This is a genomic window from Streptomyces griseus subsp. griseus, assembly GCF_003610995.1.
Classification (GTDB): Bacteria; Actinomycetota; Actinomycetes; order Streptomycetales; family Streptomycetaceae; genus Streptomyces.
Genome location: NZ_CP032543.1, coordinates 392,402 through 404,874, shown reverse-complemented (window position 1 = coordinate 404,874; position 12,473 = coordinate 392,402). Strand labels below are relative to the sequence as shown.

Annotated in this window: 11 protein-coding genes; 9 read left to right on the top strand and 2 right to left on the bottom strand. The window is 71.4% G+C overall.

Annotation, left to right across the window (positions count from 1 at the left end; translation table 11 throughout):
- The first annotated feature begins 12 nt into the window (after nt 1–12).
- From D6270_RS01765 to D6270_RS32420, 3 genes are read left to right on the top strand one after another with little or no spacing between them, the layout of a single operon-like run.
- The gene (locus tag D6270_RS01765; protein ID WP_109167093.1) at nt 13–1,032 is read left to right on the top strand and encodes a LacI family DNA-binding transcriptional regulator; all 1,020 of its coding nucleotides are present in this window, start codon (nt 13–15) and stop codon (nt 1,030–1,032) included.
- A 28-nt stretch (nt 1,033–1,060) separates the two neighbouring features.
- Nucleotides 1,061–2,155 (top strand): aldose epimerase family protein, encoded by a 1,095-nt coding sequence (locus D6270_RS01760; RefSeq protein ID WP_109167094.1) that lies wholly within the window; start codon nt 1,061–1,063, stop codon nt 2,153–2,155.
- Nucleotides 2,156–2,163: 8 nt separating this feature from the next.
- On the top strand, nt 2,164–2,331 hold the full coding sequence (locus tag D6270_RS32420; RefSeq protein ID WP_158650470.1) for a hypothetical protein: 168 nt from the start codon (nt 2,164–2,166) through the stop codon (nt 2,329–2,331).
- A 5-nt stretch (nt 2,332–2,336) separates the two neighbouring features.
- Here the strand turns inward: D6270_RS32420 and D6270_RS01755 are convergent, their stop codons facing one another.
- Nucleotides 2,337–5,360, bottom strand: a complete 3,024-nt coding sequence (locus D6270_RS01755; RefSeq protein WP_109167095.1) for a carbohydrate binding domain-containing protein — start codon at nt 5,358–5,360, stop codon at nt 2,337–2,339.
- A 197-nt stretch (nt 5,361–5,557) separates the two neighbouring features.
- On the opposite strand from D6270_RS01755, the gene D6270_RS01750 reads away from it, so the two are divergent.
- Nucleotides 5,558–5,974, top strand: a complete 417-nt coding sequence (locus D6270_RS01750; RefSeq protein ID WP_109167096.1) for an acyl-CoA thioesterase — start codon at nt 5,558–5,560, stop codon at nt 5,972–5,974.
- A 76-nt stretch (nt 5,975–6,050) separates the two neighbouring features.
- Here the strand turns inward: D6270_RS01750 and D6270_RS01745 are convergent, their stop codons facing one another.
- The gene (locus D6270_RS01745; RefSeq protein WP_109167097.1) at nt 6,051–6,584 is read right to left on the bottom strand and encodes an EF-hand domain-containing protein; all 534 of its coding nucleotides are present in this window, start codon (nt 6,582–6,584) and stop codon (nt 6,051–6,053) included.
- Nucleotides 6,585–7,445: 861 nt separating this feature from the next.
- On the opposite strand from D6270_RS01745, the gene D6270_RS01735 reads away from it, so the two are divergent.
- The 5 genes from D6270_RS01735 (at nt 7,446) to D6270_RS01715 (ending at nt 12,398) form a co-directional block, all read left to right on the top strand.
- Nucleotides 7,446–8,219, top strand: a complete 774-nt coding sequence (locus D6270_RS01735; RefSeq protein WP_109167099.1) for a helix-turn-helix domain-containing protein — start codon at nt 7,446–7,448, stop codon at nt 8,217–8,219.
- Between the two features lie 225 nt (nt 8,220–8,444).
- Nucleotides 8,445–9,485: an iron-siderophore ABC transporter substrate-binding protein gene (locus D6270_RS01730; protein WP_109167100.1), complete on the top strand. Its 1,041-nt coding sequence runs from the start codon at nt 8,445–8,447 to the stop codon at nt 9,483–9,485.
- A 35-nt stretch (nt 9,486–9,520) separates the two neighbouring features.
- Nucleotides 9,521–10,525: a FecCD family ABC transporter permease gene (locus tag D6270_RS01725; protein ID WP_376205512.1), complete on the top strand. Its 1,005-nt coding sequence runs from the start codon at nt 9,521–9,523 to the stop codon at nt 10,523–10,525.
- Nucleotides 10,522–11,595 carry a FecCD family ABC transporter permease gene (locus D6270_RS01720; RefSeq protein ID WP_109167102.1) on the top strand — a complete coding sequence of 358 codons (1,074 nt, stop codon included), beginning with the start codon at nt 10,522–10,524 and terminating at the stop codon, nt 11,593–11,595. The genes D6270_RS01725 and D6270_RS01720 overlap by 4 nt, the downstream gene beginning before the upstream one ends.
- Nucleotides 11,592–12,398, top strand: a complete 807-nt coding sequence (locus tag D6270_RS01715) for an ABC transporter ATP-binding protein (RefSeq protein ID WP_109167103.1) — start codon at nt 11,592–11,594, stop codon at nt 12,396–12,398. Before D6270_RS01720 ends, D6270_RS01715 begins: the two co-directional genes overlap by 4 nt.
- The last annotated feature ends 75 nt before the right edge of the window (nt 12,399–12,473 follow it).

Genomic DNA, 12,473 nt, shown 5'->3' with positions numbered 1-12,473 from the left:
ACAAGGAGTGCCGTGGGCGTCAGCCTCAAGGACGTAGCTCAACGGGCGGGCGTGTCCATCAAGACCGTGTCGAACGTGGTCAACAACTACCAGCACGTCACCCCCAAGATGCGGGCCAAGGTGCAGCAGGCCATCGACGAGCTCGGCTACCGGCCGAACCTCACCGCCCGCCATCTGCGCAAGGGCCGCACCGGCATCATCGCGCTGGCCGTACCCGAGTTCGGCAACCCGTACTTCGCGGAGCTGGCCGGTGAGGTCGTCGACGCCGCCGCCCGGCACGACTACACGGTCCTGGTCGACCACACCGGAGGTCTGCGCGAGAAGGAGCTGCTGGTCAGCCAGGGGTTCCGGTCCCATGTCATCGACGGACTCATCCTCAGCCCCATCCACCTGGAGACCGAGGACCTGATGGCCCGGACGGAGACGGCGCCGCTGGTGCTGCTGGGGGAGCGGGAGTACGAGGCCCCGTACGACCACATCGCCATCGACAACGTGGCCGCCGCCCGGGAGGCCGTCGCCCACCTCATCGCCCACGGCCACCGCCGGATCGCCTTCCTCGGCTCCCGTACCGGACAGGAACGCCAGCCCGCCCACCTCCGGTTGCGCGGCTGGCGCGAGGAGCTGGCCGCCTCCGGCATCACCCCCGACGAGTCCCTCGTCGTCGTCACCGACGGCTACGGCAGGGAGGACGGCGCCGCCGCCATGGCCTCGCTCCTCGACCGGGGCGAGCGGCCCGACGCCGTGTTCGCGTACAACGACATGATCGCCATCGGCGCCATGCGCACCATCACCGAGCGCGGCCTGACCATCCCGGGCGACATCGCCGTCGTCGGCTTCGACGACATCGAGGAGAGCCGGTACGGGTCCACCACCCTCACCACCATCGCGCCCGACAAGGCGGCCATCGCCCGGCTCGCCGTCGACAGCCTCGTCGAACGCCTCGCCGGCACCCCGGTCGCCGAACCCCGGCGGCCCCGCCCCGGCTACCGCCTCGTCCTCCGCGAATCCACCGGACCCCGCCACTCCCGCTAGACGTCGTCCGCACCCCCAAGGACTCCTCATGCCCACCGTGCACCGCAAACCGTTCGGCCGCGCCCACGGGAAGAGCGACACCGACCTCTGGACCCTGGACTCCGGCACCGGCGTACGGGCCGGGATCCTCACCTACGGCGGTGTCCTGCACAGCCTCACCGTGCCGGACACCGACGGCGCCCCCGGCCCGGTCGTCCGCTCGCTGCCCGCCCTCGACGACTACACCGACAAGAACCCCTACTTCGGGGCGATCGTCGGCCGGTACGCCAACCGCATCGCCCACGGCCGCTTCACCCTCGACGGCACCACGCACCACATCCCCGCCAACGACCGGGGCCACGCCCTGCACGGCGGCCCGGACGGCTTCCACACCAAGGTCTGGCAGGCCACCGCCGACCGAACGGACTCCGCCGCCGTCCTCCGCCTCACCCTGCACAGCCCCGACGGCGACATGGGCTTCCCCGGCGCACTCGACGTCACCGCCACCTACACCCTGGACACCACCGGCACGCTCGCCCTGGAGTACACGGCCGTCACCGACCGGCCCACCGTCGTCAACCTCACCAACCACGCCTACCTCAACCTCGGCGCCGACGACATCCTCGGCCACACCCTCCAGGTCGATGCCGACGACTACCTCCCCGTCGACGCGGGCTCCATCCCCGAAGGCCCGCCGGCCCCGGTCACCGGCACCCCCTTCGACCTCACCACCGCGCAGCCGATACGGAACGCCCTCTCCCGCCCCCACCCCCAACTCGCCCTGGCCGGCGGCTTCGACCACTGCTGGGTACTGCGCGAGGCGGCCCCCGGCACCCTCCGCCGCGCCGCCCGCCTCACCGCCCCCGGCGACCGGCGCACCCTGGAGCTGTGGACCACCGAACCGGGGCTCCAGGTCTACACCGCCAACCAACTCGACAGCGCGTTCACCGACGGCACCGGCCGCCGCCACGAACGCCACGGCTCGCTCTGCCTGGAGACCCAGCACCTGCCCGACTCACCCAACCACCCCGCCCACCCCAGCACCGTGCTGCGCCCCGGCGAAACCCTGCGCAGCCGCACCGAATGGCGCTTTCCGCATCTGCACGGGAAGGGAAACCGGTTGCGGCCCTCCACAACCGCCTGACCGACGGCGTGACGACCCCGCTGCCCGGGGCGACCCGCGCCGAGGGGGTCCTGGAGTCCGCGTCCGACGGCCACCGCCCGGTGACCGGCCCGACTCCGGACCGCCCGCGCACCGACCACGACCCGCCGGACCGCAGGGAGTACCTGCTGCGCACGGTGCGGCGGGTCGCCGGGTGAGGCGGCTACTTGAGGTACGGGCCCGCAGCGCCGATCTTCCCGGGCGCGGCGTTCTTCCCGCCGAGGTCCAGGACGTACACGCGCAGGTTCCCCTTCCCGGGGGCCGGGACCGCGAGCGTGCCTCCGCTCACCACCTTGGTGTCACCCGTCACGGCGTCCTGGTACGTGCCGTTGGGGATGCCGGTGTACGTGGCACTCCCGGAGACCGTCACCAGGGCGAAGCTGTCGGTGCCGCTCGCCGTGTCGGTGTAGCGCCGTTTGTACGCCATGGAGCCGCTGATGCCCTCCGTCGCGTACTGGCCCATCTGGAGCGCGGGGATCGCGCGCCGGATCTCGTTGAGCCGCTGAAGGTGCCGGGCCAGGGGCGCGGCCAGCGTGTCGGCGACCTTGCCGGTGGCCGAGGCCACCTTGCCGAAATCGGACGCCGTCACCTCACCGGCCAGCCGGTCCCCGAAGTACGCCCGTCCGGTCGAGGCCAGCGGACACGTGGGCCCGCAGTCGATCCGCTTCCCCTTCTGGAACTCGATCTCGGAGCCGTAGTAGAGCGTCGGGATGCCCCGGAAGGTCCACATCAGCGACATGTTCTCGGCCCACGCGTCCGTGCCGCCCGCGTACCGCTCGCTGCTCTTGTTGGGCCCGTAGTCGTGGCTGTCGACGTAGACCACGTTGTAGGTGGCGTCGTGGTAACTGTCGTCGGAGTCCTTGCCGTTGTGGAAGGCGTTGTCCGCGTCACCGAAGTTCATGTGCATCCGCATGTCGATGACGTTCATCCCGGAGAACCGGCTGCGGTCCGGTGCGTGGTAGGCGTTCCCCCTGAGGAAGGCGTTGTCGGATACGGGCTGGGCCGCCGTGCCCTGCTGCTGCTCGTAGCCGTACATCTCCAGGGCGGCCTTCTCGTCGTCCGCGCTGTACTCCTTGCGCTCCTTCCACGTGAAGAACTGCGCGGAGTGGTTGACCGATCCGCGGTTCCACTTGTCGTTGACGAAGGCGGCGACCTCGCCGAAGACGAAGAAGTTCCGCGCCGCCTCGGCGCCGAACCGCTGGGTTACCCGCTCCTGGATCGCGGGGAGGAAGCGGCGGTTCCAGGTGGTGCGGGGGATGTGCACCGCCGTGTCGAGCCGGAAGCCGTCGACGCCCATGTCGATGTACTTGTTGTACGCGCCGATCAGGTAGTTCTGCACCTGGGCGTTCTCGGTGTTGAGATCGGCGAGGTCGTCGTGCAGCCAGCAGGAGCGGGAGTCCTCGCCCTCCCAGTTCCCGATCCAGCAGTTGTGGTAGAGCGCCTTGGGGAACATCCCCGAAGTGGGGCTCGGCCACTGGCAGTTGTAGATCCGGTACCCCTCCGGTGAGGTCTGCCCGGTGGGTGTGCCCCAGCCTACGCAGGTGTTGCCGGACGGCTCGGCCGTGGACCACAGGTCGCCGTTGTAGTACGACTTCCCCGACTTGGGCTCGACGGTGAGGCCGTCGTACGCGAAGCCGTCGTTCCTCTCGTCGTAGTACCGGCTCCACTGGGAGTCGCGGACGCCGTACGCCGTCGGGGTGAACAGGCCCTTGGCGCCCCAGCGCGAGGAGTGGTTGTGGACGATGTCCTGGTAGATCTTCATGCCCTTGGCGTGGGCCGCGTTGATGAGATCCTGGTACGAGGCGCCGGCCGACTCCAGCCGTGGGTCGACCCTGTAGAAGTCGTAGCCGTGGTAGCCGTGGTAGTCGTAGTCCGAGCGGTTGAGGACGACCGGCGTGATCCAGATCGCGGAGAAGCCGAGCCCTTTGACGTAGTCGAGTTTCTGCACCAGTCCCTTGAAGTCCCCCCGGAACATGGGGTCGTCGCCGGCCGCGTTGCCCGACTTCTCGTGCTGGCTGCCGCCTCGGTTGTTCGTGGCGTCGCCGTCGTTGAAGCGGGCCGTGAGCACGAAGTAGATGGGGTCCTTGCGGGGATCGGTGCCCAGCGGTGTGCCCGTCGCCGGTGCGGTGGGCTTCTCACCGGTGGTGGCGGTGGCCGGGGCGGACTCGGCCGAGACGTTCCCGGCGGCGTCGACGGCCCGGACGGTGTAGCGGTAGGCGGTCCTGGCCTCGAGTCCGGTGTCGGCCAGGACGGTGGAGCCGGCATCGGTGACCAGGGTGCCCTTCGTGCCGCCGGTCCGTGTGACCTGATATTTCGTCACCCCCCGGTTGTCGGTGGCGGGTTCCCAGGTCACCAGGACGGACACCCCGTCCGCCGCGGCCCTCGCCCCGGTGGGCACGGAGGGTGCCTCGGTGTCCGGCTCCTCGGCGGCGCAGGGGTCCTTCGCCGTGGCGGTCACCTTGCGGTCCTGCACGATGGTGAGCCCGGCAGGGAGGGTGTAGTCACCGCCGTTGTTGTTGTCCCAGACCCCGTTGCCGTTGTTGAACGCGGCCTGGAGGCCGGTGGCGCCGCCCAGGTCGACGGTCCGCTTCACCCAGCCCGCGCAGGCCGCCTCCATGCCGACGCCCGGGACCGCCGTCCAGGCTCCGCCGTGCGGGCGGTAGTGCAGGTTGACGGTGGACCAGCCGACGGTGGACGTCGCGTAGTAGACGGAGGCGGTGTTCGGCCCGCCGGGGTCCGGCTCCTCGGGGCCCGTGCCCGCGCACGGGTCGCTGTGCGCCACGACCCCGTCCTTGACGGTGATGTTCCCGGTGCCCAGGTCGTAGTCGCGGCCCGCGTTGTTGTCCCAGGTGCCCGAGCCGTTGTTGAAGGCGGCTCTCAGCCCGCTCGCGCCGCCGAGGGGGACGGTGAACTTGACCCAGTCGGTGCAGGCGGACTGCATACGGCTGCCGGGCACGGTGGTCCAGGAGCCGCCGTCGAGGGCGTAATGCAGGTGGTACGCCGACCAGTTGCGGGTCTTCGTGGAGTAGAAGACGGTCGCTGTGGCCTCGGCGGCGGCCGTGGCCGCGACGGGGGTGCCGGCCGGGGCGGGAGCCGCCTGCGGAACGGAGGTGAGGAGTCCCAGCAGTCCGGCTGCCAGGGCCGCCGCGAGCGGGCGTCCGGACAGCCGGTGAGGGGTGCGTCTCATACGTGTCTCCAGGGGAGGGGAGAACCCTGACGCGCCTCGGGGTTCGGCGAGCGGACACGATCCGGCAGAAAGCTCTGCCGGAATGTTGCTGCAATCTCTTGCGGGGTGGAAGTTACCGGTGCATGACAGGCCCGTAAAGGGATCGGGCAGGACCGGTCCGCCGGAATGGGCCGCCGGGCGGAGGCGTTCGCACGGACATGACCTTCTCCGTTGACGTGACCGTGCGCGGCTACGAACTCGACACTCAGGGCCACCTCAACCAGGCCGTCTACCTCCAGTACGCCGAACACGCCCGCTGGGAGCTGCTGCGGGCCGCCGGGCTTCCCCAGGAGAAGCTGCTGGCCGACGGGATCGGCCCGGTGCAGCTGGAGGTCACCGTGAAGTACCTGCGCGAGCTGCGGGGCGGGGAGCGGGTACGCGTCACCTGCCGCTTCGAGTACGGCTCGGGGAAGACGTTCACCCTGGAGCAGCAGGTCGTCATGGAGGACGGCTCGGTGGCGGCGGAGATCACCGGGGTGGCCGGCGTCCTCGATCTGGCCGAACGCCGCCTCGTCCCGGACCCGCAGGGCCGCCTGGCCGCGCTGGCGGGCGACCCGGACCTGCTGACCGGCTGAGTGCGGACGGCGAGCGGTGGACGCCCCTCCCCTCGCGGGCGGGGCGTCCACCGTCCGGTCACGCGGGGGCGTCCGGTCAGACCGGGGTGCCGACGACCAGGTGGTCGCCGGGGATGCCGGCCTTTCCGGGGGCGTAGTAGTCCTTGATCCCGGCGACCCACGTCTCCACCCGGATCCGGTCGCCGTCGGCCGGCTCGAACGCGTCGAAGAGCGCGTCGATGTTGGCGGGCTCGAACCCGATCGCCGTCATCAGCGCCATGAACAGGGGACGCTCGATCAGCCCGTCGCCGTCCGGGTCGCCGAGCGCGGCCAGCGCCTCGGCGAAGACGGCGACCGTCGCGTCGAACCGCTCCGGCGACAGCACACAGGCGGTGAACTCCTCGAAGCTGATCTCGCCGTCCCCGTCGGCGTCGAGTTCGGTGAGCAGGGTCGTCCAGTACCGACGGAACGCCGCGCGCATCGCGTCCTTCGCCGCCTGGTCCGACGCATGCGCCTGCCGCACCACGCGCTCGGCCATGAGATCGAAGTCGTCGGCCTCCAGGACCCCGTTGGCGTTGGCATCGAACAGGGAGAAGACGAGCGCGACCCGCCGGGTGGCCTCAGTGGTCATGAATCCGTCACCTTTCACCGTACGGTCCCGCCGACCGGAGTCCGGTCGGCCCACCCAACTGTCCGGCCGAACAGCCCCGGGCACGGCGAAAGCGGTAGCCCTTTCACCTGAAGGACGTAACTGCCCTCATGCAAACGTCGAGTTGAAGCAGACGGCGGAACGCCACGCTCCCGCACGCCCCGGTGCGGGCGCCGGGAGCGCGACCGGTCCTCCCGTACGGAAGGACCCCGGCGCCGCCACCAGATGACGGGCAGCGTGCGCAGACCATGGACGACCGCGTCGTACTTGACGGGGACGAGGTCCCCTCCTCGGCGGCCCGCAGGGTGGGGTTCCGGCGGAAGGACGTGGGGAGGCTGTCCACCAGCTCCGCCGGGGAGCCGTGGTCCGGCATGCCGTCGGCCATCCGGTCCGCCACGGCCTCCATGCCGGGCTCCAGCGTCGCCGCCCACCTGGCGGTGAACCCCCTGCCCGCCATCCACCGCCGGCGCTCATGCCCCTCGTCGTCGAGGGCCTTGGCCATGGGGCTGCCGCGAATCCCCTCCGCCTCACCGTCCGACACCCGTGCGGCGTCCGCGAGGCCAGTCCCTCCCGGCTCAGCCCGGGGGCCGGACAGGGCGGCCCTGGCGTCCGCGTACCGCGTCAGCGGAGCCGCCTCGTCGCCGCTGGGGAACGGGGCGACCGGGCAGGTGCTGCTCCGGGGGAGGGTGAAGGGCCTCCGGAGCCGCGATGGAGCAGCTGATGACATCGGCTGGGACCCGCCGGAGCGACCTTCTAGGCTGGGCGGATGCGAGAGACACCCGCCGCGGCCGGCCCCCGGACGGCCGGGGGCCGCACCGTACGACCAGGAAGGCCTGAGCGCCCATGACCAGGGAGACCCGATCGCTGCCGGCGCATGCGCCCGGATCGGTCGACACCCCCTTCGTCATCCAGCCCTACGACGAGGTCGTCTCCCACGACACCCTCTGGGACGCCCACTCCCACCCCTTCCACGAACTGCTCTGGAACGAGCGGGGCGCCTCCTCGGCGGTGGTCGGCGAACGCATCTGGACGATCACCCCCGCCCTGGGCCTGTGGATGCCCGCCGGGACCCTGCACTCCGGATCGGCGACGGCGGGCACCTGGTTCCGCGCGAGCTTCTTCGGCTTCCGGACGACGTCGTCGATCTCCGACACCCCGGTCGCCGTCGAGATCACCCCCCTGCTGCGCCTCCTGCTGGAACGGCTCGGCGAACCCGGACTCGCCCCCTCCTCCCGGTCCGCGACCGAGGCGCTCGTCCTCGACGTCCTCGCGCCCTCACCCCGGGAACTGCTCGTGCAGATCCCCACCTCCGACCTCCTGCGCCCCGTCGCGGACGCGGTACGCGAGGATCCGGGCGACCAGCGGACGCTGGCGGAGTGGGCGGCCGAGCTGGAGGTGAGCACCCGGACGATCACGCGCGCGTTCAGCGCCGAGACGGGCACGAGCTTCGTCCGCTGGGTCGCGGCGGTCCGCGCCCAGCGCGCGATCGACCTGCTGACCCGTGGCTGGGACGTCGAGTCGGTGGCCGAACAGGTCGGCTACCGCTCGGCGAGCGCCTTCGGTGTGGCCTTCCGGCGGACGACCGGGCTGACGCCGGGCTCCTTCCGGGCGGGGTGAGACGCCGGGCGGTCGACCGGGCGCGAGCGGCACTTCCGGATGTCCCTATCGCTACAACGACTGTCTCAAACGGTTGATTGCGACGCAGGCGTCCACTCTCATAAAGTACGAAGGCAAGCCTTACCTAAGCCGCTCTGCCTCCGCAGTGCACCCTCCACGACGTCGGCCCATGCCCGGACGTGCGGGAAGCGGCACCCCGACCTCCGGAAAGCCGGGTACTCACCCATGTCCTCACACCGCCTCCGCCTGCTCGCCGTGGCAGCCGCCCTCGTCTCCGTCGCCGCCTGCGGCGGGAACGGCAACGGTGACGCCGGGAACAAGAAGGGCGAGGGGAGCGCCGCCGGCGGCTTCCCGCTGACGGTCGAACACGCCCTGGGCAAGACCACCATCCCCGCCAAGCCGAAGCGCGTCGCCACGGTCAACTGGGCCAACCACGAGGTGCCGCTGGCCCTCGGTGTCGTGCCCGTCGGCATGGCCGCCGCCAACTTCGGCGACGACGACGGCAACGGGGTGCTGCCCTGGGTCGAGGAGCGGCTGACCGAGCTCAAGGCCAAGACGCCGGTGCTGTTCGACGAGACCGACGGGATCGACTTCGAGGCCGTCGCCGACACCAAGCCCGACGTCATCCTCGCCGCCTACTCCGGGCTGACCAAGAAGGACTACGACACCCTCAGCGAGATCGCCCCCGTCGTCGCCTACCCGGACGCCGCCTGGGCGACCCCGTGGCGCGAGATCATCCGCACCAACAGCGAGGCGATCGGCCTCGCCGACGAGGGCGAGAAGCTGATCACGAAGCTGGACGGGGACATAGCGAAGACCGCCGCCAAGTACCCGCAGCTCAAGGGCAAGTCGGCGATGTTCATGACGCACGTCGACCCCAACGACGTCAGCGAGATCGGCTTCTACACCACCCACGACACCCGGACGCAGTTCTTCGAGGACCTGGGCATGACGACCCCGGGCAGCATCGCGAAGGCGTCCGAGGGGACGAAGAAGTTCGCCCTCACCAAGAGCGCCGAGCAGATCGACGCGTTCGACGACGTGGACATCATCACCGGCTACGGCGACGACACGGGCGACCTGCTCAAGGCGATCACCAAGGACCCGCTGCTCTCCAAGATCCCTGCCGTCAAGCGCAGTTCGACCTATCTGCTGCCCGGCAGCTCGCCGCTGGCCACCGCCGCCAACCCGACGCCGCTGTCGATCGGTTACGTGCTGGACGACTACGCCGCGGCGCTCGCCAAGGCCGCGGACAAGGTCAAGTGACCGCTGTCACCGACCGGCGCCCGCCGGACGCCTCCATGGCCCGGCGTCCGGCGGGCGTCCGCACGCTCTGGCTCCTCGCCGCCGTCCTCCTCCTGGCCGCCGTCATGGTGGCGTCCGTCGCGTTCGGCTCGCGCGACGTCCCCTGGGCCGACGTCCAGGCGGCGCTCGGCGGAGCCGACGAGACCCTGGGGCAGGCGGCGGCCACGAAGCGGATCCCCCGTACGGTCCTCGCGGTCGTCATCGGCGCCGCGCTGGGCCTCGCCGGCGGGGTGATGCAGGGCGTGACCCGTAACCCGCTGGCCGACCCGGGCATCCTCGGCGTCAACATGGGCGCCTCGCTCGCCGTCGTCACCGCCGTCGCGTTCTTCGGGCTCTCCTCGCCGACCGGCTACATCTGGGTGGCCATCGCGGGCGCCGCCCTCTCCGCCCTGTTCGTCTACACCGTCGGGACGCTCGGCAGAGGCGGGGCCACCCCGCTCAAGCTGGCACTCGCCGGGGCCGCGACCTCCGCCGCGTTCGCCTCGCTCGTCAGCGCCGTCATCCTGCCCCGTAACGACATCGCCGGAAGCTTCAAGCTCTGGCAGATCGGCGGCGTCGGCGGCGCCTCCTTCGAGCGCATCGGACAGGTGGCGCCGTTCCTCGCGGTCGGCTTCGCCATCTGCCTGCTCTCCGCGCGCGCCCTCAACTCCCTTGCTCTGGGAGACGAGTTGGCGGCCGGACTCGGTGAACGGGTCGCCGTCGCAAGGGCGGTCGCCGCGCTCGGTGCCGTACTGCTGTGCGGAGCGGCGACCGCCGTCGCCGGACCCATCGGCTTCGTCGGGCTCGTCGTCCCGCACACCTGCCGGCTGCTCGTCGGCGTCGACCACCGCTGGCTGCTGCCGCTCTCGGCACTGCTCGGCGCGGTCCTGCTCACCGCCGCCGATGTGGCCGGGCGGATCGTCGCGCGCCCCGCCGAGATCGACGTGGGCATCGTGACCGCGCTGATCGGCGCCCCCTTCTTCATCTACATCGTCCGCCGACAGAAGGTGCGTGCCCTGTGAGCGCCCCCGCCCTCACCCGGCCGGCCCCCAAGGAGGCGTACCCGGCCTCCGTCGCGGCCGCCACCCGCCGCCGTATCCGGGGCGCCTCCCGCAGGCGCCTGGTGATCCTGGTCCTGGCCGCCCTCGTCGTCACCGCGTTCGCCGTGACGCTGATGGCCGGCCGGACGTTCTACCCGCCCGGCGACGTGTTCCGGGTGATCCTCGGCGAGCAGGTGCCGGGCGCCACCTTCACCGTCGGGCGGCTCCGGCTGCCGCGCGCGGTCCTCGCCCTGGTGGCCGGATTCAGCTTCGGGCTGGCCGGTGTCACCTTCCAGACGATGCTCCGCAACCCGCTCGCCAGCCCCGACATCATCGGCATCAGCTCCGGGGCGAGCGCGGCCGCGGCCATCGCCATCGTCACCCTCTCCCTCGGCGAGGTGCAGGTCTCCGCCCTCGCCATCGCCGCGGGCCTCGGTGTCGCCCTGCTCGTCTACTCGCTCGCCTTCCGGGGCGGAGTCGTCGGGACCCGGCTCATCCTCATCGGCATCGGCATCTCCGCGATGCTGGACAGCGTCACCTCCTACGTCCTCTCCCAGGCCGCCGAATGGGACCTCCAGGAGGCGATGCGGTGGCTGACCGGCAGCCTCAACGGCGCCACCTGGGACCAGGTCGTCCCCGTCCTGGCCGCGGCCGCCGTCCTCACCCCGCTCCTCCTCGGCCAGGCCCGCAGCCTCTCCGCGATGCAGCTCGGCGACGACACCGCCTCCGCCCTCGGCGTACGGGTCGAACGCACCCGGATCACCGTGATCGTGGCCGCCGTCGGGCTCATCGCCTTCGCCACGGCCGCCGCCGGGCCCATCGCGTTCGTGGCGTTCCTCTCCGGCCCCATCGCGGCCCGGATCGTCGGCGCGGGCGGCTCCCTGCTGGTGCCCGCCGGGCTCGTCGGCTCCCTGCTGGTCCTCGTCGCCGACTTCACCGGCCAGTTCGCCTTCGGCGAGCGCTACCCGGTGGGTGTCGTCACCGGCGTCCTCGGCGCCCCCTACCTCGTCTACCTCATCATCCGCACCAACCGGGCGGGAGGCTCGCTATGACCACCGACCACCAACTGACCGCCGAACACCTCACCCTCGGCTACGGCGACCGTACGGTCGTCTCCTCCCTCGACCTCGTCGTACCGCCGGGCAGGATCACCGTCGTCGTCGGTGCCAACGCCTGCGGCAAGTCGACCCTGCTGCGCTCGATGTCCCGCCTGCTCGCACCCCGCGAGGGCCGGGTCGTGCTGGACGGCAAGGAGGTGCACCGCCTCCCCGCCAAGGAGTTGGCCCGTACGCTCGGCCTGCTGCCGCAGTCACCGGTGGCGCCCGAGGGCATCACCGTCTCCGACCTCGTGGGCCGGGGCCGCCACCCCCACCAGTCGATGTTCTCCCGCTGGAACGAGAAGGACGACGCCGCCGTGGCCTCGGCCCTGGAGGCGACGGCCACCGAACCGCTCGCCGACCGCGCCGTGGACGAGCTCTCCGGCGGCCAGCGCCAGCGCGTCTGGATCGCCATGGCCCTGGCCCAGCAGACCGACCTGCTCCTGCTGGACGAGCCCACCACGTTCCTGGACGCCAGCCACCAGATCGAGGTCCTGGACCTGCTCACCGACCTGAACCGGTCGCGCGGCACCACGATCGTGATGGTGCTCCACGACCTCAACCTCGCCGCCCGGTACGCCGACCACCTCATCGCCCTCGCCGACGGCACCCTGCACGCCGTCGGCGCCCCGGCCGAGGTGCTGACCGAGGAGACCGTCCGTGCCGTCTTCGGCCTGGACAGCCGCGTCATCGAGGACCCCGTGTCCGGCCGGCCCCTGATGCTGCCGATCGGCCGCCACCACGTCCTGGCGGGGTGACAGGGGGGAGCGTGCGCCCCCTCTGATCGGCTGACTGCGGAACACCGGTGACATGTTTCGCGGTACCACGGGGGA

Excerpts from the sequence above, each read along its gene's own strand:
- D6270_RS01760 (WP_109167094.1), top strand. The coding sequence starts at position 1,061 with ATGCCCACCGTGCACCGCAAACCGTTCGGCCGCGCCCACGGGAAGAGC.
- D6270_RS01755 (WP_109167095.1), bottom strand. The coding sequence starts at position 5,360 with ATGAGACGCACCCCTCACCGGCTGTCCGGACGCCCGCTCGCGGCGGCC.
- D6270_RS01750 (WP_109167096.1), top strand. The coding sequence starts at position 5,558 with ATGACCTTCTCCGTTGACGTGACCGTGCGCGGCTACGAACTCGACACT.
- D6270_RS01745 (WP_109167097.1), bottom strand. The coding sequence starts at position 6,584 with ATGACCACTGAGGCCACCCGGCGGGTCGCGCTCGTCTTCTCCCTGTTC.
- D6270_RS01735 (WP_109167099.1), top strand. The coding sequence starts at position 7,446 with ATGACCAGGGAGACCCGATCGCTGCCGGCGCATGCGCCCGGATCGGTC.
- D6270_RS01730 (WP_109167100.1), top strand. The coding sequence starts at position 8,445 with ATGTCCTCACACCGCCTCCGCCTGCTCGCCGTGGCAGCCGCCCTCGTC.
- D6270_RS01725 (WP_376205512.1), top strand. The coding sequence starts at position 9,521 with ATGGCCCGGCGTCCGGCGGGCGTCCGCACGCTCTGGCTCCTCGCCGCC.
- D6270_RS01715 (WP_109167103.1), top strand. The coding sequence starts at position 11,592 with ATGACCACCGACCACCAACTGACCGCCGAACACCTCACCCTCGGCTAC.